Genomic DNA, 19299 nt, shown 5'->3' on the forward strand with positions numbered 1-19299 from the left:
CGATGACCGACCCGACCGACGCCCTGTGCGTCGACGGCTGTGCCGCCGGCATCTCCCCGCGCACCCTCAAGGGCGAGCTGCCGCGGCTGCGCGCCGGCGGCGTCCGCGCCGCGCTCGTCACCGTCGCTGCGCTCGAGACGACGGAGGTCGCGGTCAGCGCGGTGAATGCGTGGTGGCGCGCGGACGCGCGCCCGGAGACGGGCGCCCGCGTCGCGACGTCGGTCGCGCAGGTGCGCTCGATCGTCGCCGGGGGCGACCTCGCCGCGATCCTGCACTTCCAGGGCACCATGCCGCTGGGCAACGACATCGGGATGGTCGACGCCTTCCACCGGATGGGCGTGCGGGTCATGCAGCCGACGTACAACCACGCGGGTCTCGTCGGCGACGGCTGCCTGGAGGAGCGCGACGCCGGGCTGACCGGGTTAGGGCGCGACGTCGTCCGGCGGATGCAGGAGGTCGGCATCGCCGTCGACCTCTCGCACGCGGGAGAGCGGGTCTGCCACGACGTGCTCGACCAGGCTCAGGCGCCCGTGATCGCCACGCACGCCAACGCCCGCGCGGTGTGCGCGTCGCCGCGCAACCTGAGCGACGACGTCATCGACAAGATCGCCGCGACCGGTGGTGTGATCGGGCTGTGCGCGTTCCCGAGCTTCGTCTCGGCCGACCCGGTGCCCACGCTCGACCAGCTGCTCGACCACGCCGTCCACGTCGCGGAGCGGGTCGGCCCGCAGCACCTCAGCCTCGGCACCGACTTCATCGACGAGGACGAGGACGACTACGAGTACTTCGGCTACGACGAGCGCTACTACCCGCGCCCGCCGTGGTCCTGGCCGACCGGCCTGGCCTGGTGGGACGAGGTCCGCAACGTCGGGCCGGCCCTGCGCGGGCGCGGCTTCGCGGACGACGAGGTCACCGGGATCCTCGGTGAGAACCTGCTGCGCGTCCTCGGGGCCACCTGGGACGCCGGCCGGTGACCGGCCGGATGACGAGCCTGGACGCCGTCCTCGGCGCGGACCGGGCTCGTCCGCCCGTCCACGCGGCCGACGAGATCACCAGCAGCACGGCGTGGATGACGACCCGCGACGGCGTCTGGCTGGCCACGGAGGTCTACCTCCCGCCGGCCGCCGCGACGGGTCCGGTCCCGGCGCTGGTGCTGCGGACGCCGTACGGGCGGACGTCGACGGCGGACACCTCCGTCGAGCTGGCCCGCCGCGGCTTCGCCGTCGTCGCCCAGGACGTGCGCGGAACCGGCGACAGCGAGCCCGATTCCTGGGACTTCACGGTCTACGAGTCCGACGACAGCATCGATCTTGTCGAGTGGATCGGGCGCCAGCCCTGGTACGACGGCTTCGTCGGCGGGCTCGGCGGGTCCTACCTCGGCGGCACCCAGTGGTGCCTGGCCCGGCACCCGTTGATGAGCGCGATCGCGCCCGAGGTGGGCGATCCCGGGCGGCAGCGCTCCAACGGCGTCCGCCCGCACCTGTTCGTCGACGCGTACTCGACCAGCGTCGGGCACGGCGCCGACAAGGTCGGCGTCGACTTCACCGAGCGCGAGCGGCAGATGCGGGAGGAGACCGCGGCAGGCGGGTACTTCAACGACCCGCTGGACGGCGCGATCGGGCCGGGCCTGCTCGAGCGGTACCCGCACCTGCGGACGCTCGCCCCGCTCGCGGCACGCCGCTGGCTGTGGCGCCAGCTCTGCGCGCTCGACGCCGTCGGCCGGGCGGACCTGCTCCGCACGGCGCTCGGCAAGGCCGTCGACGGCGACGTCGGCGTCAGCTATGCCGACACGTTCGCGCTCAACGGCGTCTTCCCGCCCGAGATGTCGGGCGAGGCCTACCTGCTGCCGCGCGTCGACGCGGCCGAGCTGTACCAGGAGGTCCACGCGCCGCCGATGATCGTCACCGGCTGGTACGACTGGGGCCTGGGGCCCTCGCTGGAGAGCTGGGAGCTGCTGCAGGCCCATGCCCGTGACGGCGTCCGGCAGCGCAGCCGGCTCGTCATCACGCCCGCCGCGCACAACATGCCCGGCTACCTCGAGGGCGTCGAGGAGCACCCCGAGCTCGACCGGCACTACCGGACGGCGAGCATCGTCGACGTCCTCGTGCACTGGTACGACGCCGTGCGCGCCGACGCGGTCGCGCGGATCCCGCGCGTCACCTACTACCTGATGGGTGCCCACGAGTGGCGCACCGCCGAGACCTGGCCGCCGCCCGGCGTCGAGCCGATGACGCTGCACCTCGGGCCCGGCGGCACGCTGCTCGCCGAGCCGGCGCCCGCGGACTCGCCGCCCGACGAGTACGTCTACGACCCGCACGACCCGACGCCCACCGTCGGCGGCAGCATCGTGTCCGACGTGTACCGGCCGGGCAGCGTCGACCTCTCCGCGGTGCAGGCGCGGCCCGACGTCCTCGTCTACACCTCGGCGCTGCTCGACGCCGACCTCGACGTCGTCGGCCCGCTGCGGGTGACGCTCCACGCCGCGTCGAGCGCGCGGGACACCGACTTCGTGGTGCGGCTCAGCGACGTCTTCCCCGACGGACGGGCGATCCTGCTGCAGTCCGGCATGGTCCGCGCCCGCTACCGCGACCTGGCAAGCGGTCCGTCGGCGATCGAGCCGGGCGTCGTCCACGCCTACGACATCGACCTCTGGGCCACCGCCAACCGGTTCCGTGCCGGTCACGCCGTGCGGATCGACGTCTGCTCGTCGGACTTCCCGCGGTTCGAGCGGAACACCAACCTCGGCGGCGAGTCGGGGGAGCCGGTGCCTGCCGTGCAGCGGATCCACCACGGCCCGACGCACCCGAGCCGGCTCCACCTCACGATCCTGCGGTGAGGGGGAGCCGGCTCGGGCCGGTGCTCGGGTCGGTGCTCAGGAGGTGAAGTACCAGGCCTGGGGGTTCGCGCCGACCAGTCCGTACGCCGTCAGGTTGGCGAAGGACTCGGCCGGGCCGGAGATCTTGTCGCTCCAGACGGCGATGTTGTCGACGTTCGGCATGAACAGCCACGGCAGGTTCTCACCGAGGTACGTCGTCTCCGCGACGAGCGCCTCCGGGTCGGTCGAGTGCACCGAGGCCTCGAACAGCGCGTCCGCCTTCGGGTCGTCGTAGCTGCCCAGGTTGAAGAACGCCTTGCTGCCGAGGAAGAACGACGCGGCGGGGTAGGCGCCCATCGTGAAGGCGCCCTCGTCGACCATCGCCCACTTGTCCTTGTAGGCGGGGCTGCCGTTGTTGTCGACGTTCTTGTAGAGGAAGTTGAGCGCCTTGGCCTCGCCGGTGATGGTGATGCCGAGCTTGCGTGCCTCCGAGATGAACGCCAGGTCGCGGTTGACGTTGGCTGCGGGCGAGTTGGCGTAGAGGAGGTTGAAGCTCAGGTCCTGGCCCTCGGGGATGCCGGCGCCGCAGTCGGACGGTCCGGTGCCCGGGCTGACGCACGTGGTCCTGCCGTCCGGCACGACCTTCCAGCCGTGGTCGGTGAGCAGCTTCTTCGCCGCCTCCGGGTCGTACGGGTACGGCGGCTCGTCGCCGAAGGTGGGCGCGTAGCGGCTGCCGGCCTGGGCGGTGCTGTAGTTGGGCGTCGCCGCACCGTTGTAGACGCCGCGGCTCTTGATGTAGCCGGGCTGGTCGACGAGGTGCTGCAGGGCCTGGCGCACGTAGAGCTGCGCGATCACCTTGTCGAAGTTGTTCGTCTCGTTGGCGAAGTTGATGACGAGCGGGTTCACTGCGGCCGGACCGGGCCGGCCGTAGACGTGGTAGCCCTTCTTCTCCAGTGCATCGGCCTGAGTGACGAAGCTGGCGTCGAGCGTGCCGACGGTCAGCTCGCCGGCGAGCAGCTGGTTGAGCATCGCCTGGGTCGAGGTGAACGAGCGGAACTGCACGGCGTCGACGCGCGAGGTGTCGGAGCCGGTGTACTCCGGGTTCGGCTCCAGCGTGTAGCCGCCGGTCGAGGAGTCCCACTCCGTCAGGCGGAACGGGCCGTTGACCGTCTTCCAGAGGGGATTCGTCGTGAAGTCCGTCAGCTCGCGGCCCTGGGCGGCGAGGAAGGAGTAGATCTTCTTCGCATTCGCCGGGACGGTCGGGTCGAGGTGGGGGCCGTCCTTCGCCGCGATGTTCCAGGCTGACGACGGCAGCGGCTTGAGGCTGATGGCGACGGTGTGCAGGAAGTAGCCGGGGTTGATCGGCTCGGTCAGCTTCAGCTCGACGGTGTGCTCGTCCTTCGCGGTCGCGCTGACGACGTTGTCGGGGAAGCCGCCCGGCGTGTAGCTGGCGTAGTTGACCGGGCTCAGCGCGACGGCGGCCTTGATCAGGTCGATCGTGAAGATCAGGTCGTCGGCGACCACCGGGGCGCCGTCGGACCAGCTGTTGCCGTCCTTGAGCGTGATCGACACCGTCTTGCCGTCGGCGCCGAACTCCGGCAGCTCGGCGAGGCTCAGGTCGGCGTTGACCTGGTCGGTGGTGCCGATGTCGGCCTCGGCGTAGAGGTTGCGCACGAGCAGCTGGTTGCCGAGCGGGATGTCCGTGCTCGACGGGATCGGGAACATGGTGCTGGGGGAGAGCCCGACCGGGAGCGCGACACTGATCGTGCCGCCGTCCTTGGGCTTCCCGCTCTCGGTCGGCAGCGAGCCGAGCGCGCCGTCCTTGCGGGTGGGCGGCTCCTTGGCCGTCGTGCACGCGGTCGCGAGCAGCATGATCGACGTGGCGGCGATCAGTGCGCGGGCCGACCGACGAGAGGTGATCGCGCTCATCGAGGACTCCTGTTCTGCGTCGAGGCTAGTGGGCCCGCCCGCGGCGGGTAGCCCGTGTCGCACCACGGTGCCGCCGCGCCGCCGCGGCGACTTCGTGGGCCGCCACGATTTGTCGCCGAGGACGTCGTACCGGCAGACCACGACCGGCGCCGGACGGCGCTGGACGATCGTCGTCGTGTCCGACATTCCCCTGCCCCCGCCCGCCGGCTCGGCCCCTGCGGCCTCTCTCGTGGCGCTGCGCCGCGAGTGTGACGTGGCGGCCTCCGCAGCAGCCGCCGAGGCGGACGTCGAGCTGCGCGAGCTGCGTGAGCTGACCGAGCTCGAGGAGGTGGCGCAGCTCTACATCGACGTCTGGAAGGGCACTCCCGACACCGCGCCCGTCTCGGTGGAGATGCTGCGGGCGCTCTCGGCCGCGGACAGCTACGTCGTCGGCGCCTACGACGGCCCGGTGCTCCTCGGTGCGTGCGTCGGCTTCGCGGGGCCGCCCGAGAGCCGGCTGCTGCACAGCCACATCGCAGGCGTCGCGCCCGGCGCCCAGCAGCGCGGGGTCGGCTACGCGATCAAGCTGCACCAGCGGGCCTGGGCGCTGGAGCACGGGATGGAGACCATCGCCTGGACCTTCGACCCGCTGATCCGGCGCAATGCGCACTTCAACCTGACCAAGCTCGGTGCCCGCGCGCTGCGCTACCACGTGAACTTCTACGGCGCGCTGGACGACGGCATCAACCGCGAGGACGCGACGGACCGTCTCTACCTGCAATGGGAGCTGACCGTGCCGCCGGTGCCGCCGGGCGACTTCACGGACGCCACCGCGGTGCTGGTCGCCGATCCGGACGACCGCCCACTCCGGTCGTCCGCGTCGCACGCCCGCCGGGTCACGGTCGGCCTGCCCGGTGACGTCGAGCGGCTGCGTGAGGTCGACCCCGACGCGGGCCGGGACTGGCGGATCGCCGTCCGTGAGCTGCTCTCGGCCGAGCTCGAGGCGGGCGCCCGGATCGCCGGCTTCGACCAGCGCCGCGGCTACCTGGTCGAGCGCCGGCCGGCCGACGTCTCGTAGCGGGCGACCAACCGGAGCCGCCCGGTTCGGGAGCGGCGACGAGCGAGCGGCCCTATCCTTCGACCTATGGTCGGGGAGTGCTCAGGTCCGTGACGACGACACCGCACCGCAGCCTCGCGAGGGTCCTCGACCATCTCGGCAACGCCCTGCTGGAGCGCCTGGCCGGCAGCACCGCGCACGCGCACGCGATCGGCGGCGTCACGATCTACGACGCGGCCGACGACCTGGCGATGACCCGGCGCGCGATCGTGCTCGGGGTCGGCGTCCACGAGCACGACGAGATCTGCGAGCTGCTGCGCGACCTCGGGACGCACGACGCGGCCGCGCTCGTCGTCCGGACCCCGGTGACGGTGACCGGCGAGATGCGGCGTACCTCCGAGCGCACCGGCGTCGCGCTGCTGGGCCTGACCGCCGGTGCCGCCTGGACGCAGGTCGCGGCGATGCTGCGCACCCTGCTCACCGAGGACGACACCGGTGCGACGTCCGACCTCATCGGCGGGATCGCCTCGGGCGACCTGTTCTCGCTCGCCAACGCCATCGCCGCGCTGCTCGACGCCCCGATCACCATCGAGGACCCGCACTCCAACGTCCTCGCGTTCTCCGGCCGCCAGGACGAGGCCGACGCGCAGCGGATCGAGACGATCCTCGGTCGCCGGGTACCCGAGCGCTACGTCCAGGAGCAGGAGTCGCGCGGCGAGTTCGACCAGGTCTACCGCGCCGACGGTCCGGTCTTCCTGCCCTCGCTCGCCCTGGAGGAGGGCGAGGACGCGATCGCCCGGATGGCCGTCGCGGTGCGCGCCGGCCAGGAGGTCCTCGGCTCGATCTGGGTCGCCGTCGCGGAGCCGCTCGACCGCGAGCGCAGCGACGCGCTCGCCGACGCCGCCAAGCTCGTCGCCCTGCACCTGCTGCGGGTCCGGGCCGGCTCCGACGTCGAGCGCCGGCTCCGCGCCGACCTGGTCAGCACCGCCCTCGAGGGCGGTCCCTCGGCCGCCGAGGCGGCCGGCCGCCTCGGCATCATCGGCCGCTCGGTACTCGTCTTCGCGCTCGCCCTCGGGCAGCCCGACGGCGACGATGCGGGGGCCGACAGTGCGGCGTACGCGACGACCTTGCAGCGCGTGGCCGACGCCTTCGGCGTCCACCTGACCGCGCTGCAGCAGGGCTCGGCGGTCGCCGTCCTCGGGGACCGGGCGTACGGCACGGTCCCGGTCGCCGCCGACGGCGATCCCGCCGCCCGCGGCCGCCGTATCGCCCAGGCCTTCCTCGACCGGATCGGCCCCAACGTGCCCGCCGTCATCGGCATCGGCCCCCTCGCCCCCGACGCCGCCACTCTCGCCACCGCACGCCAGGGCGCCGACCGTGCCCTGCGCGTCCTCCGCCACGAGCCGGGTGCCCGTCGCGTCGCGACCTCCGAGGACGTCCTGATCGACTCCCTCCTGCTCGACCTGGCCGACCTGGCCTCCGCCCGGCGCGAGGGCGTGATGCCCCCGATCGCCCGGCTCCTGGCCTACGACGCCGAGCACCAGGCCCAGTTGGTCGAGACCCTGCGCGCCTGGCTCGACACCTTCGGCGACCTCCCCGCGGCCGCCGCCCAGATGTACGTGCACCCGAACACCTACCGCTACCGGATCCGCCGGGTCGCCGAGGTGAGCGGGCTCGACCTGAAGGACCCGCGGGAGCGGTTCGCGGCCATGGTCCAGCTGCGGCTGCTCGATCCCTAGGGTTGTGTCGGACCCTGCTGATCTAATACGGGTATGACTTCGAGTGCGCTTCTCGCCGGCCTTCGGGCTGGGGTGCGGGTGCGTGAGGAGTCGGTGGTTGCCGAGTGGGCGGGGATCGTGGAGTGGGCCGCGGGCAACGTGGTCGCCGGCTCGGCCGGGGCTGAGGCGGTGGGTGCGGCAACCATCCGGGACGGGTTCGTCGACACCGGCCTCCCGATCGCCGGTGAGGGTGCCCCGCTGGTCTCGGAGTTCGCGCTCATGGAGCTGATCGCGGTCCTCGGCCGCTCGCCCGACGGCGGCCGGGTCTATGTCGGCCGGGTACTCGAATGTGCGTGGCGCCTCCCGCAGGTCTACGCCTCAGTGGTCGCCGGCCGTCTCGCGCCCTGGCGGGCTGAGCGGATCGCTGAGGCCACGCGGTCGTTGTGTCGTGAGGCGGCGGCGTTCGTGGACCGGCAGCTGTTCAACGCCACCGGCGTGGGCTGGGCCCAGTTGGAGCGGTTGATCGCGGAGGCGGTCATCCGGTTCGACCCGGAGCGCTACGAGGCTGAGCGTGTGGCGGCGGCCGACCACCGCTATGTCGAGGTCGGGGCGCCGGACGGCAATGGGCTGGTGTCGATCGACGGGCTTCTCGACGCCGCCGATGGCCGTGATCTGGATGACGCGATCAGCCGCCGGGCCACGTTGCTGGGCCGGCTGGGCAATGAGGCGAGCCTGGACGTGCGCCGCTCCCAGGCACTGGGCGATCTCGCCCGCAACGACCTCACCCTGGACCTCGACGGCTCACCCGGCCGCAAGGCCGTGCTCAACGTCCACATCACTGATGCGACGCTGGTTGGCGCCAACCCGGTCGGGCGGTGGGACCAGCAGCCGGTCAGCGCGGAGCAGATCCGCGAATGGCTGACCCAGCCGGGCATGTCGGTGACAGTCCGCCCGGTGATCGATGTGGCCGGGCACATCCCGGTGACGGCCTACGAGATCCCGGACCGGCACCGCCAGCAGGTCGAGCTCCGCGACCACACCTGCCGCTTCCCCTACTGCACCCGGCCTGCGATGCGTTGCGACCTCGACCACGCCACACCCCACAACCGGGGCGGACCGACCTGCCCCTGCAACCTCGTCCCCTTGTGCCGGCGCCACCACCGCGCGAAGACCCACAGCCAGTGGCGCTACCAGGTCACCAAGGTCGGCACCTACGTGTGGCGAAGCCCGTCCGGCTTCCGCTTCGAGGTGAGCCACCGCGGCACACATCCCCAAGAGCACTCAGACTCCGACGACGACCCCGAGCCAGGGGTGCACCGGCACGAACCCCACACCCACTGACCAACCGCAACCAGGTACCTCGACCACTGCGGCGCGCCACCACGCCATCAGTAAAGAAGACCCCAGCCCAAGAAGCGCCGAAGCCCACCCTCACTCACCCCAGGAAGAACGACACCAAGGCCGGGTCCGGCGGGATGGGCGCCAGCCGGTAGCGAGGCGGCTCCAGTCCGAGCAGGTGCCGCACCAGGTAGTCCCAGCGCCGCCGTACGACGTAGTGCTGGCGCCCGGTGAAGGCGTGCTCGGCGCCGGGCACGATGAGCAGGTCGACGTCCTTGTCGGCGGCGATGAGCGCGTCCACCAGGCGCATCGTGAGGTGCGGCGTCACGTTGTCGTCCATGTCGCCGTGCACGAGCATCAGGTGGCCGGTCAGGTTCCCGGCGAGCTCGGTGTTCGAGAGCCGGGCGCTGTCGCCGGGGTCGTAGGGGCCGTCGTACATCGCGGTCCAGCTGGCGTGGTACATCCGGTTGTCGTGGTTGCCGGCCTCGGCGACGCCGACCGAGTAGACGTCGGGGTGGGCGAGCAGGGCGCGGGCGGCCGCGTAGCCACCGCCGGAGCGGCCGAAGATGCCGACCCGGTCGAGGTCGAGCCAGGGACGGGTGGCGGCGAGCTGGTGCAGGACGGCGACGTGGTCCTCGAGGGCTCCGGCTCCGTGCAGGTTGCGGTCGGCGTGGTCGTGGAAGGCCTTGTCGCGTCCCGGTGTGCCGCGCCCGTCGACAACGAGGACGGCCATGCCCAGCGCGGCCACCGCCTCCGAGTCGGCGCCGAAGGCGCCCTGGTCGAAGCCGCCCTGGACGACGTTGACCTGTGGGCCCGGGTAGTCGTGGTCGACGACCGGGTAGCGCTGTGCGGGGTCGAAGCCGAAGGGCTTGTGGAGCAGCCCGTAGACGGGGGTCCGGCCGTCGGCGGCGAGGGCGCGGATCCGCTCAGGCGGCGTCCAGCCGAGCGCCTGGAGTGGCCCGAGGTCGGCCTGCTCGAGCTCGACGAGCAGGGTGCCGTCGGTCCCGCGCACGGTGGTGACCGGTGGGGTCTCGACCGTCGACGCGGTGTCGACGAACCAGCGGCCGTGCGGGGCCACGGTGAGCGCGTGGTCGAGGTCGTCGTCGGTCAGCCGCACCGGCTCGCCGCCGTCGAGGCCGACGCGGAGCAGCGAGCGGCGGTACGGGTCGTCGGCGACGAGCCCCGCCACCACGACGTACGCCGTCCGCGCGGTCTCGTCGACGTGGGCGATCTCCCGTACGGCACACGTGCCCGTGGTGAGCTGGCGGACGAGGACGCCGTCGACGTACAGGTAGAGGTGCCCCCAGCCGTCGCGCTGGGAGTACCAGAGCACCTCGCGGCCGCCGGTCAGGACGCGGACGAGCGGCGGGGCGCCGTCGTACTGGTTCGGCTCGATCCGGGTGCGCGACGACTCCACGACGAGGTCGTGGGCCGCCCCCGTCGCTGGGTCGACCTGGCACAGCCGGAGGGTGCGGAGGTCGGCAGAGCGGTCGATGACGTAGATCTCCGACCCGTCGTCGGCCCACCAGGCCCAGCCGTAGGCGAGCGGCGTGAGGTACTCGACCTGGAAGGGCTCGATCCCGGCCTCGATGACCTTGCGCGCGGCGACGTCCAGGACGACCCAGGTGCCTCGCGCCATCGGCTCGCCGGGCACGGGGTAGCGGTAGCTGTGCAGCCGCGGGCGTCCCTCGTCCGGTGGCGCGGCCTCGACCAGGTGCATGAGCGGGATCCCGCGCTGGTCGACCCGGTGCGTGAGGATCCGCGCGGAGTCCGGCGACCAGAGCAGAGCCGGCGGCGTCCCCGGGGCGTCGATGAGCCGCAGCAGCTGGGTCGGCTGCGCGTAGTCGGGTTGGCGCGCGTAGGCCTGGTCCGCGCTGCCGTCGACAGTCAGCCGCACCTCCTCGCCGGTCGCGGTCGCGCGGACCCACACGTCGTGGTTGCGGACGAAGGCCACCCAGCGGCCGTCGGGGGAGGGCGTCTCGAGGGGCGTGCGTGGGGCGGGGACGTCGTCGTCGCGGGTGACGGTGTGCTCGGCGAGCCGACAGGTCCAGCGGCTGCCGAAGGCGTCGAACGCGATGCTCGCGCCGTCGTCCTCGCCGGTGAAGGTGATCGAGGCGAACGGCAGGTCGTACGGCTCGACCGGCTCGCCGGCGGCGGCCGCGAGCGCCGTCGCGAGCCGCTCCTGGTCGACGACCGGGTGGCGGGTGCCCGCCTCGGGGTCGACGACGACGAGCTCGCTGCCGCGCTCGGTGTCGACGCGGTACCAGAACCGGCCGCCGTCCCCGATCCACTGCGGCCGGACCTGGGTACGCAGCGCCAGTCGGTGCCGGCGGTGGGGGAGCAGGGCCTCCGCCCGTCGGTACGACGCGTCCGGCAGGGCACCGCTCGGCATGGGGCTTCTCCTCGTCGTCGGACTGCAACGAACCCGACGCTAGGGGCGTCGCGAGGCAGCCGGTTCGTGGCCGGGCACGAAGAACCGCGCGGCGTTCGGTGTGCGCCGTGGGGTCACGGCTGTGCCACGCTTCATCGACCGACCCTCTAGGAGCCGCGCGCATGTTCGTCCTCGCCACCTTCCGGTACGACGGCACAGTGCTCCTCGAGCTGCTCGCCGACTGGTACACGGTCCTGGCCACGGGCGAGAGCGAGGTCGCCGACACCGAGTCCAACGCGCGCATCCTCGCCGCCTGGCAGGGTGACGAGGGGCTCGTACCGCGGAAGCGGCGGTTCGCCGGCCCGAGCCTGATCCGCGTGCAGGGGGACCTGAGTCGCGACTACGCGCGCGGGCTCGCCGTACCGATGGGGGAGGGGGTCGTCGGGCCCGGGCTCGCCCGCGAGCTGCGCGTGGTGTTCCGGCGGGCGCAGGCCAAGGCCGAGGGCCGGCTCGCCGGGGGTGCCTACCTCGCCGTCCTCCAGGGGTACGTCGAGCAGCTGCGCGCGATGCGCAACGACCCTGCGGCGTACCGCGAGGTCGAGCACTCCATCGTCGCGATCGTCGCGGACGAGCGCTACCTCCGGGTGGCCGCGGACGATCGGGTGCGTGAGGTCGTCGCGCAGCTCGACGACGAGCTGGGCCACCTCTACAACCGGTGGATGGACGTCGTGCGCTGACGACTCCCGCATGCGACCGTGGGGTCGTGCCGACCCCGTTCCGGACCCCCACCCTCGAGACCGAGCGCCTCCGCCTGCGCCCGTTCACCGAGGCGGACACCGACGACCTCTTCGCGCTGCAGAGCGACGCTTACGTGCTGCGCTACTGGGACTACCCGCCGTGGACCGACCGCTCCGCGGCGACGCAGTTCCTGGCGCGGTGCGCGGAGATGGCCGAGGAGGGGAGCGGGGTGCGGGTGGTCCTCGAGCGCCGCGACGACCGTGCGTTCGTCGGCTGGTGCACCGTCAGCGGGTGGAACCCCGACTTCCGCAGTGCCCGCACGGGCTACTGCCTGCCGCGGGCGGCGTGGGGGCGCGGCTACGCCACGGAGGCGGCGCGGGCCCTGCTGGACTGGGCGTTCGCGACCCTCGACCTCAACCGGGTGCAGGCCGGGGTCGACACCCGGAGCCCGGCGTCGGCGCGGGTGCTGGAGAAGCTCGGGTTCGTGCGGGAGGGGACGCTGCGCGAGGACTGCGTCGTCGACGGGGTGGTGTCGGACTCGTGGGTGTACGGGCTGCTGCGACGCGAGCGGCAGGCCTGAAGGTGCCCGGTGCCATGTCTCAAGACATAGGTGACAGTTCTGCATCAGGACATCGGTGACAGTTCGGGTGGTTCTGGCGGCGACACTTCGTCACCCGGTCTCGCCTTGGCCAGCCGGCTGAGAAGTCGGACCCGCGCCCGCGTTCTCGGACTTTCACGGGGGCGACCGAATCTTGCCGGCCCGTGGAACCCCGGAACGGCTGTGGTCGTCGTAGTTGCGAGTAGCGGGTGTATCGATTTGCTTGGAGGGGTCTAGATGGGTCGGCGCTCGGCAACATTAGGTCGGCAACACGTGACAGGGCATGCTGGGTGGCCCTACGCTGCCGGCATGGTGAAGGTCACTCGCCCGGCTCTCCCTGCCGCCGTTGCCGCATTGGCGGCCGCGAGCCTGCTCGCCCCGACTCCTCCAGCGCAGTCATTCGAGACGTGGAGTAATCGAGTCCTGATCGGTGGCGTGACGAACAAGCAGTATTGGATGGCCGCAGGAGTTGAGGCCAACTACTTCGACGCGACGAACCAAGGTGTCGGTCGTTGGAACCAAGCACCTTCAGTTCCGGTTTCATTCTCCCGCACCATGAACAAGCCCGCTAGCGAGATGGATTTCTATCGCACGGCGGACGACAACCCTCGTCGAGACTACTGCGCCATCACGTGGCACATCGTTGGCACGACCGACGTCAACACGGAGCCAAATGGAGCACCCAGCAGAAACTGGGAGTTCGGCCGCGTCTACATCAATCAACACACCTTCAAAACGCCGCTCTGCGGGAACGCGAGTCGACGCGCCCCGATCATCGCCCACGAGATGGGGCACGTGATGGGGCTAGCCCACGCTGGTGGCACCACCCTGATGGCGCGCACTATCTCCTCTCCGACTTCACCTGCGACCGCTCCGACCCAAGACGACAGGAATGGGATCAATGCGCTCTACTGACATCTCGCTCGGCGTGGCCGCCGTAGCCATGGCGGCTATTCTCACTGCTTGCTCGGCTGCGTCCGACCCGGACGAGGCAGAGGCGCGGCCCAGCGCGGCCAACTCATCAGCAGTACCGGAGCCCGGCGCGACCAGGACTGTCGAGATCGACAGCCAGGGTGCCCAGATCGCACCGTTCGGCCTGCCTACCCTGGAGGCATTTCTGGCCGACCCCGCTGTCGCCAACATCGTTATCGGCACAGTCACGTCCAACACGGTGAAGGTCTCGAAGGTTGATGACAGCCACGATGTCTTCACGCTCTCCGATGTTGAGGTGGAAGATTCCCTCAAGCCGGGAGTGAAGACAGTTACCTTCGGCTCCACCGGCGGAACGGTGAAGCTCCGAGAAGTTCGCAGCGACTTCGAGGGGAAGGCCGGCCAGGGGCCATTCTCGGAGGATGAGTTGGACTCGTGGGTTGACTACCAGGCACATTCGCAGGGCGCACCTGAGGTCGGCGACCGCGTGCTCGTGGCGTTGACGGAGGACGGGGGAACGCTGCTTCACCTAGTGGACTCCGGCGGCTCGTTTATCTGGCCCAGCAACGCTGAACCGGCCAATCCGAAATGGGTGAAGTCTCTGTCCCTCGAAGACGCACGCACCGTGATCGGTCGCTTGAGCCGAGAGCGCGGATAGGCGCCGTCCTGCATCAGGCGGCCTTCTTGGCCCGGCCCTCTCCCCTGCGGCCAGGCTCGGCCGGTGGCTGCTCATGAACCCGTTGACCCCCGTGCCCGTCTCGCGATCGCGCAGTGGCCCGATGACGCCCCGCGCGGCGCGGTCTCGACGTTCTGTGCCGAGCGCGGCATCTCCCGTAAGTCGTTCTACGAGCTGCGGCGACGCGCCCAAGTCGAGGGACCAGCTGCGATCCTCGAACCCAGGACTCGGCGGCCGCGCTCAAGCCCGGCCAGATTGAGCGAGGAGGTCAAGGCCCAGGCGATCCAGGTCCGCGCAGCGCTCGAGGCGTCCGGGCTGGATCGCGGGCCGCGCCCAGGAAGAAGCCGCGCTCAGCCTGGCGGCGGTTCGACTATCCCGCCCCGAACGCCTGCCAGCAGCTCGACGCCACCGAGTACGTCCTGACCGGCGGCCAGGACTGCGTGATCTTCCAACTCATCGACGACCACTCCTGCTGCGCGGTGCCATCCCACGTCGCGGTCAGCGAGACAGCGGCCGCCACCTCGGGAAGCTCGTCCAGCACATCACGTCCCCGGGCGTCGAGGCGATCGCCGGCAACCCCTCGCCGCCACGCTCGCCGAGCTCCAGGCCAGGTCGACGAGTTCGACCACATCGACAACACCGAACGCCCCCACCAAGCACTCCCTGGCGGGGTCAGACCCCAGGCCGCATGGCAGGCCACCCAGTAGGCCGAAGCCCCTCGCCCCAGGTTGAGGGGCTCTTCTTCGTCGAGATCGTCGCCCGACGCCTACGACCTCTACTGCCCGAAGAGCTGCAGGCTGGCACCACCGTGCGGAAAGTGTCACCGAAGTCCTGACACGTCTTCTGTCACCCGTGTCCTGAGACATCACGCCCGAGGGTGCCCACCCTGGTTCTTATTCGAACACATGTTCTATTCTTCGTCAGTGGGGCAACGTCATGTCTGGGTCAAGGAGAAGTTCGGCCCGCGCAAGCTCCCGGGCCTGCTGCTGACGTGGCGCCAGGGCACCGACGGCTGGGAGGCGCTGGTGACCTGGGTGACGGCCGACCCCGAGGTGATCATCACCGACTGGGTGCCGGCCGAGCGGCTCGGGCCGGTGGGCCCGTGAGCCACTAGCGTGGGGCCGGTGCTGGCTGTCGAGGAGCTCGAGATCGCCGATCCGCCGGGGCCGTGGGCCGATGCCGGCTTCACCCTCGCGGACGACGGCACGTGCCGCGTCGGCGACGTCCGGCTGCGGTTCACCGGCCGCGAGCGCGAGCGCGGCACCGGGATCGTCGGGTGGTCGCTGCGCGGGCTGCCCGAGGGCTGGGCCGCGGGCGACCTGGACGGCGTCCCGACGGCCCCGGGTACGACCCCGGCCGACGTGCCGGCCGGTCGGCCGCCGGAGCACCCCAACGGCGCCACGGTGATCGACCACGTCGTGCTGCTCACGCCCGATCTCGCCCGCACCCGCGCCGCCCTCGCCGCGATCGGCGCCGACGAGCGGCGGGTCCGCGACGGCGCGATGGGTGGGGCGGCGGTGCGCCAGGTGTTCTACCGGTGGGGCGAGGTGGTGGTCGAGGTCGTGGGGGCGCCGGACGGCCACGGCGAGGGGCCGGCGAGCCTGTGGGGCGTGACGTTCGCGGTGGCCGACATCGATGCGGCGGCGGCACTGCTGGGCGAGCGCGCCGGGCCGGTGAAGGACGCCGTCCAGCCGGGCCGCCGGATCACCACGGTGCGCCACCGCGATCTCGGCCTGTCCGTCCGGACGGCGCTCATCTCGCCCTACGTGCGCGCTACTCGTTGACGAGCACCGGTACGCCGACCGCCGCGCTGACCGCCTTGCCCGCGAGCTTTCGGGGCACCTTGATCGTGAACGTCTCGTGCTCCGAGGGCGGCCCGTCGTCGTGGTGGGTGCTCTCGTCGAGGTGGTGCGTGAACCGGGCGGTGCCGAGGAGCCGGCCCCCGGCGTCGTAGAAGCCGGCGAGCACCTGCAGCTCGAGGAGGTCCGAGACGTCGCTGGTGATGTCGAGGGAGCCGGTGACGCGCTCGCCGTCGAAGGTGACCTTGCCGAGCCGGAAGCGGTCGTCGAAGGGCCCGGGGACGTGGCCGACGGTGCCGGTCCCGGTCGGCGCGGCGTCCGCGAGGCCGGGCAGGTCGGGCTCGCCGGTCGGGGCGGGGAGGTCGGGGAAGCTCGTCATCACCACCGGGCTCGGGGTCTCCGAGGCGGTGGCCGGGGCGGACGAGCCCGCCGGCTCCGGCGTCGACGACGAGCAGCCGGTCAGGGCGAGGGCCGCGGTGGCGGCCAGGCCGGCGAGGGTGGCGGTGAGGGTGGTGCGGTGCATGCGGGGTTCTCCTGGAGAGCCGGACGCCCCGGGCCCCGGCCGCCGAGGCGGCCGGAACCCGGGACAGTCCGGTGCGGTGCGGTGGTTCAGCGGACGACGCGGATCGTGATCGTCGCCGACGCCGAGGGCTTGTACGACGTGCTGCCGGCGTAGCTCGCGACCAGCTTGTGCTTGCCCTTCTTGAGCGTCAGCTTCACGGTCGCCTTGCCGCCGGACAGGGCGACGGTCTTGACGACCTTGCCCTTGTCGGTGATCCGGACGGTGCCGGTCGCGGCCGACGGGCTCACGGCGACCTTGACGGTGACCTTGGCCGTGGCCTTCTTGCCGGTCCGCGCCTTGGCCGGGCCGCTCAGCGAGGTCTTGGTCGCGGTCGTGACCGGGTCCGGGTCACCGGAGCCGTCGAGCGACAGCGCGCCGCGGACGATCCGGAAGAGCGCGGTGTTCTCGATCGAGCCCTCCAGCGCCGAGGAGCCCGGGCCGTAGGCGAAGACCGGGACGTCGGCACCGGTGTGGTTGCCCGACAGGTAGGTCAGCCAGAGGCTGGCCTGCGGCGTGCCGTCCACGACGCCGGCCGGGTCGTCGGCCGTGCGGAAGGTGGCCGGCGCGAAGTCGCTGCGCGCGGGGTCCTTGGCCTGGTTCGAGGAGCGCGGCGGCGTCGAGCTGTTCGACGGGTTGCCACCGTCGACGTTGACCGGCGGGGTGCCGGCCTCGGCGTTGGTGAAGCTGCCCTTCTCGATGATGTTGAAGCCGGCGCACTCGTGGTCGGCGGTGACGATGACCAGCGTGTTGCCGTCCTGCTTGGCGAAGTCGAGCGCGACCTTGACCGCGTCGTCGAACGCCTTCATCTCCTCGAGGGTCTGGCTCGCGTCGTTGGCGTGCGAGCGCTTGTCGATGAGCGCGCCCTCGACCTGGAGGTAGAAGCCCTTGTTGCCGCTCGCGGCGCTCTTGGCCTTGAGCAGGCTGATCGCCTTCGTCGTCATGTCGGCGACGGTCGGCTCCTGCGCCTCGGGGGCACCGGGGTTGGCCTTCTTGAACTTCTCGACCGTCAGGTTGCCCTTGTTGAACAGGCCGAAGACCTTCTGGCCGGTCGCGTTCGCGAGGTCGGTCTTGGTCGCGACGGTCTGCGAGGCGGGCGAGCCGAGGACGGCGTAGCCGTTGTTCTCGAGCGCGGTCTGGTCCGCGGCGTCGAACCGGGAGAGACCGCCGCCGAGGATGACGTCCGCGGTCTGGTTGCGGGCGATCTGGTCGGCGATCGGGGTGACCCGCACGTCGTCGGTCGGCAGCGCCGAGCCGGTGATCGCGAGGTCCTGGCAGCTGCCGGCCGAGTACGACGGACCCTGGCAGCCGCGCGCGAGCGCGTGGGACATCTGGCCGGCCGGGGTGGCGTCGGTGATCTCGGCGGTCGACACGTTGCCGGTCGCGAGGCCGGCGGCGTGCGCCTGCTCCATGACGGTCGGCACGACGGCGCCCTTGGCGTCGACGCCGAGGGCTGCGTTGTAGGTCTTCACGCCCGAGGACCACGCGGTGGCGGCGGAGGCGGAGTCGGTGACGTAGTTGGGGTGGAAGTCGGCCTCGCCGGGCTGACCCGAGTTCTTGTCGACGGCGTACGTCGCCACCTGGCCGACGGCGGGCATCGTCTCCATGTTGAGCTTGCCGTGCGCGCCGTAGAAGCGCTCACGGGCGGCGGTGACGTGGGTCCGGCCCATGCCGTCGCCGAGCAGGTAGATGACGTTCTTGGCCTTGGTGGGGGCCGCGGCTTCCGCCGCGCTGGCCTGGGCCGCCACGCTGCCGCCGACGCCGGCCACGCCGGCCAGCACCACCGCTGCGGTGGCCGTGGCCATGAAGCGAGATCGCATGATGATCGGTTGTCCCTTCCTCCGCGCCGCCCTTCGGCGCGACGGGCCGACGCTAGGCAGCGCGCGGGTACCGCTCGCCGCCACGAGTTGGCCGGGCGGTGTGCGTGACATGAACGGCTCGCGACGTGACCATGGGGCGATGAGAACGCGGATCGGGTCCGTGGCCGTGGCGGTGATGGTGGTGCTCGCGGGCTGCTCGGGCGGCACCGACGACAGCAGGGGAACGAGCGGCACGAGTGGCGCGAGCGCCCGGCCCACCCCGACGACGGCCGCGCCGTACGAGTCGTTGCCCGGTGCGCTCGGCCGCTGCGGCCCGCAGGACCCGGCGGTCGCCGCGGCGCAGCTCCGGCCGCGCACGCTGCGCAGTGCCTCGGTAGGCCGGGTGAGCGCCGTGACCGCCGGCAGCGGCCCGACGGTCGCCGTCCTGCTGCACCAGACGAACGGCAACGGTCTCTGCGGCTGGCTGCCCTACGCCGCCCGGCTGGTCGCGCAGCCCGGCGTGCAGGTGCTGGCGATCGACCTGTGCGGGTACGGCGCCGCGCGCTGCACGGGTACGCACCGGGGCGCCCGGCAGACCGACGCCGTGAGTCTCGCGATCGACGTCGCCCGGCGCTCGCTCGGCGCCCGCACGGTCGTGGTGGTCGGCGCGTCGATGGGCGGCAGCGTCGCCTTGATGACGGCGGTCCGTGACCACCGCGTCGACCGGGTGGCCGACCTGTCCGGTCCGGTCGACTGGGACGGCATGGAGGTCGTCGCCGGCGGCCGGGCGCTGCGGGCGCCCGCACTGGTCGCCATGGCCGACGACGAGGGCGAGGACCAGGTGAGCGGCGCGCGGGCGATCGCCGCCGCGGCGCCGGAGGGGAGCCGGTTCGAGTCCGCGGAGGCCGGGCACGGCTATGCGCTGCTGGTCGAGCCGGACGGCACGCCCGGGCCGCTCGCCGCGGTCCTGGAGAAGTGGATCCGCGGCTGACC

The 19299-nt window shown here is 72.0% G+C and carries 16 protein-coding genes and 1 pseudogene; 13 read left to right on the top strand and 4 right to left on the bottom strand.

The features are described 5' to 3' along the window. Positions 1–2: 2 nt before the first annotated feature. Both BM223_RS05390 and BM223_RS05395 read left to right on the top strand, forming a co-directional pair. Positions 3–974: a dipeptidase gene (locus tag BM223_RS05390; RefSeq protein WP_038681035.1), complete on the top strand. Its 972-nt coding sequence runs from the start codon at positions 3–5 to the stop codon at positions 972–974. An 8-nt stretch (positions 975–982) separates the two neighbouring features. After that, on the top strand, positions 983–2836 hold the full coding sequence (locus BM223_RS05395; protein WP_141267337.1) for a CocE/NonD family hydrolase: 1854 nt from the start codon (positions 983–985) through the stop codon (positions 2834–2836). 36 nt (positions 2837–2872) lie between these two features. On the opposite strand, the gene BM223_RS05400 is transcribed toward BM223_RS05395, so the two are convergent. Continuing rightward, complete coding sequence (locus BM223_RS05400; protein ID WP_038681031.1) at positions 2873–4744, bottom strand: ABC transporter substrate-binding protein; 1872 nt, start codon at positions 4742–4744, stop codon at positions 2873–2875. A 175-nt stretch (positions 4745–4919) separates the two neighbouring features. On the opposite strand from BM223_RS05400, the gene BM223_RS05405 reads away from it, so the two are divergent. From BM223_RS05405 to BM223_RS05415, 3 genes are all read left to right on the top strand, one after another. Further along, positions 4920–5801, top strand: coding sequence for a GNAT family N-acetyltransferase (locus tag BM223_RS05405; RefSeq protein WP_235318983.1), 882 nt, complete (start codon positions 4920–4922; stop codon positions 5799–5801). Positions 5802–5878: 77 nt separating this feature from the next. Continuing rightward, positions 5879–7519 (top strand): PucR family transcriptional regulator, encoded by a 1641-nt coding sequence (locus BM223_RS05410; RefSeq protein ID WP_052138939.1) that lies wholly within the window; start codon positions 5879–5881, stop codon positions 7517–7519. Between the two features lie 78 nt (positions 7520–7597). Further along, entirely contained in the window at positions 7598–8839 is a 1242-nt protein-coding gene (locus tag BM223_RS05415; RefSeq protein ID WP_144405066.1) for an HNH endonuclease signature motif containing protein, read from the top strand. Between the two features lie 94 nt (positions 8840–8933). Here BM223_RS05415 and BM223_RS05420 read toward each other — a convergent pair whose 3' ends face one another. Beyond that, on the bottom strand, positions 8934–11228 hold the full coding sequence (locus BM223_RS05420; RefSeq protein ID WP_038681025.1) for a S9 family peptidase: 2295 nt from the start codon (positions 11226–11228) through the stop codon (positions 8934–8936). 161 nt (positions 11229–11389) lie between these two features. Here BM223_RS05420 and BM223_RS05425 point away from each other — a divergent pair, with 161 nt between their 5' ends. The 7 genes and pseudogenes from BM223_RS05425 to BM223_RS05450 all read left to right on the top strand — a co-directional run bounded on the left by BM223_RS05425 (position 11390) and on the right by BM223_RS05450 (position 15933). After that, positions 11390–11944 carry a hypothetical protein gene (locus BM223_RS05425; protein ID WP_038681023.1) on the top strand — a complete coding sequence of 185 codons (555 nt, stop codon included), beginning with the start codon at positions 11390–11392 and terminating at the stop codon, positions 11942–11944. A 26-nt stretch (positions 11945–11970) separates the two neighbouring features. Continuing rightward, a complete protein-coding gene (locus BM223_RS05430) occupies positions 11971–12525 on the top strand; it encodes a GNAT family N-acetyltransferase (protein WP_038681020.1) in 555 nt (184 codons plus the stop codon). A 327-nt stretch (positions 12526–12852) separates the two neighbouring features. After that, the gene (locus BM223_RS27820) at positions 12853–13458 is read left to right on the top strand and encodes a matrixin family metalloprotease (protein WP_158510222.1); all 606 of its coding nucleotides are present in this window, start codon (positions 12853–12855) and stop codon (positions 13456–13458) included. After that, positions 13445–14131: a hypothetical protein gene (locus BM223_RS05440; RefSeq protein WP_038681018.1), complete on the top strand. Its 687-nt coding sequence runs from the start codon at positions 13445–13447 to the stop codon at positions 14129–14131. Before BM223_RS27820 ends, BM223_RS05440 begins: the two co-directional genes overlap by 14 nt. Positions 14132–14194: 63 nt before the next feature. Continuing rightward, positions 14195–14655: pseudogene (locus BM223_RS29685) on the top strand (helix-turn-helix domain-containing protein); the annotation flags it as partial. 417 nt (positions 14656–15072) lie between these two features. Next, positions 15073–15255, top strand: a complete 183-nt coding sequence (locus BM223_RS28265; RefSeq protein WP_038681016.1) for a hypothetical protein — start codon at positions 15073–15075, stop codon at positions 15253–15255. A gap of 18 nt (positions 15256–15273) precedes the next feature. Further along, positions 15274–15933, top strand: coding sequence for a hypothetical protein (locus tag BM223_RS05450; RefSeq protein WP_038685130.1), 660 nt, complete (start codon positions 15274–15276; stop codon positions 15931–15933). Here the strand turns inward: BM223_RS05450 and BM223_RS05455 are convergent. Together BM223_RS05455 and BM223_RS05465 are read right to left on the bottom strand one after the other, a co-directional pair. Continuing rightward, positions 15923–16471 carry a hypothetical protein gene (locus BM223_RS05455; protein ID WP_038681014.1) on the bottom strand — a complete coding sequence of 183 codons (549 nt, stop codon included), beginning with the start codon at positions 16469–16471 and terminating at the stop codon, positions 15923–15925. The genes BM223_RS05450 and BM223_RS05455 overlap by 11 nt on opposite strands. Before the next feature lie 86 nt (positions 16472–16557). Continuing rightward, positions 16558–18312 (bottom strand): alkaline phosphatase, encoded by a 1755-nt coding sequence (locus tag BM223_RS05465; RefSeq protein WP_083427845.1) that lies wholly within the window; start codon positions 18310–18312, stop codon positions 16558–16560. A gap of 154 nt (positions 18313–18466) precedes the next feature. Between BM223_RS05465 and BM223_RS05470 the strand changes: the two genes are divergently transcribed. After that, positions 18467–19297 carry an alpha/beta hydrolase family protein gene (locus BM223_RS05470; RefSeq protein WP_158510221.1) on the top strand — a complete coding sequence of 277 codons (831 nt, stop codon included), beginning with the start codon at positions 18467–18469 and terminating at the stop codon, positions 19295–19297. Positions 19298–19299 lie beyond the last annotated feature (2 nt).

The sequence above is a fragment of the Pimelobacter simplex genome (genome assembly GCF_900114845.1).
Taxonomy (GTDB): Bacteria; Actinomycetota; Actinomycetes; order Propionibacteriales; family Nocardioidaceae; genus Nocardioides; species Nocardioides simplex.

Excerpts from the sequence above, each read along its gene's own strand:
- BM223_RS05395 (WP_141267337.1), top strand. The coding sequence starts at position 983 with ATGACGAGCCTGGACGCCGTCCTCGGCGCGGACCGGGCTCGTCCGCCC.
- BM223_RS05470 (WP_158510221.1), top strand. The coding sequence starts at position 18,467 with ATGAGAACGCGGATCGGGTCCGTGGCCGTGGCGGTGATGGTGGTGCTC.
- BM223_RS05420 (WP_038681025.1), bottom strand. The coding sequence starts at position 11,228 with ATGCCGAGCGGTGCCCTGCCGGACGCGTCGTACCGACGGGCGGAGGCC.
- BM223_RS05390 (WP_038681035.1), top strand. The coding sequence starts at position 3 with ATGACCGACCCGACCGACGCCCTGTGCGTCGACGGCTGTGCCGCCGGC.
- BM223_RS05425 (WP_038681023.1), top strand. The coding sequence starts at position 11,390 with ATGTTCGTCCTCGCCACCTTCCGGTACGACGGCACAGTGCTCCTCGAG.
- BM223_RS27820 (WP_158510222.1), top strand. The coding sequence starts at position 12,853 with ATGGTGAAGGTCACTCGCCCGGCTCTCCCTGCCGCCGTTGCCGCATTG.
- BM223_RS05440 (WP_038681018.1), top strand. The coding sequence starts at position 13,445 with ATGCGCTCTACTGACATCTCGCTCGGCGTGGCCGCCGTAGCCATGGCG.
- BM223_RS05455 (WP_038681014.1), bottom strand. The coding sequence starts at position 16,471 with ATGCACCGCACCACCCTCACCGCCACCCTCGCCGGCCTGGCCGCCACC.
- BM223_RS05465 (WP_083427845.1), bottom strand. The coding sequence starts at position 18,312 with ATGGCCACGGCCACCGCAGCGGTGGTGCTGGCCGGCGTGGCCGGCGTC.
- BM223_RS05400 (WP_038681031.1), bottom strand. The coding sequence starts at position 4,744 with ATGAGCGCGATCACCTCTCGTCGGTCGGCCCGCGCACTGATCGCCGCC.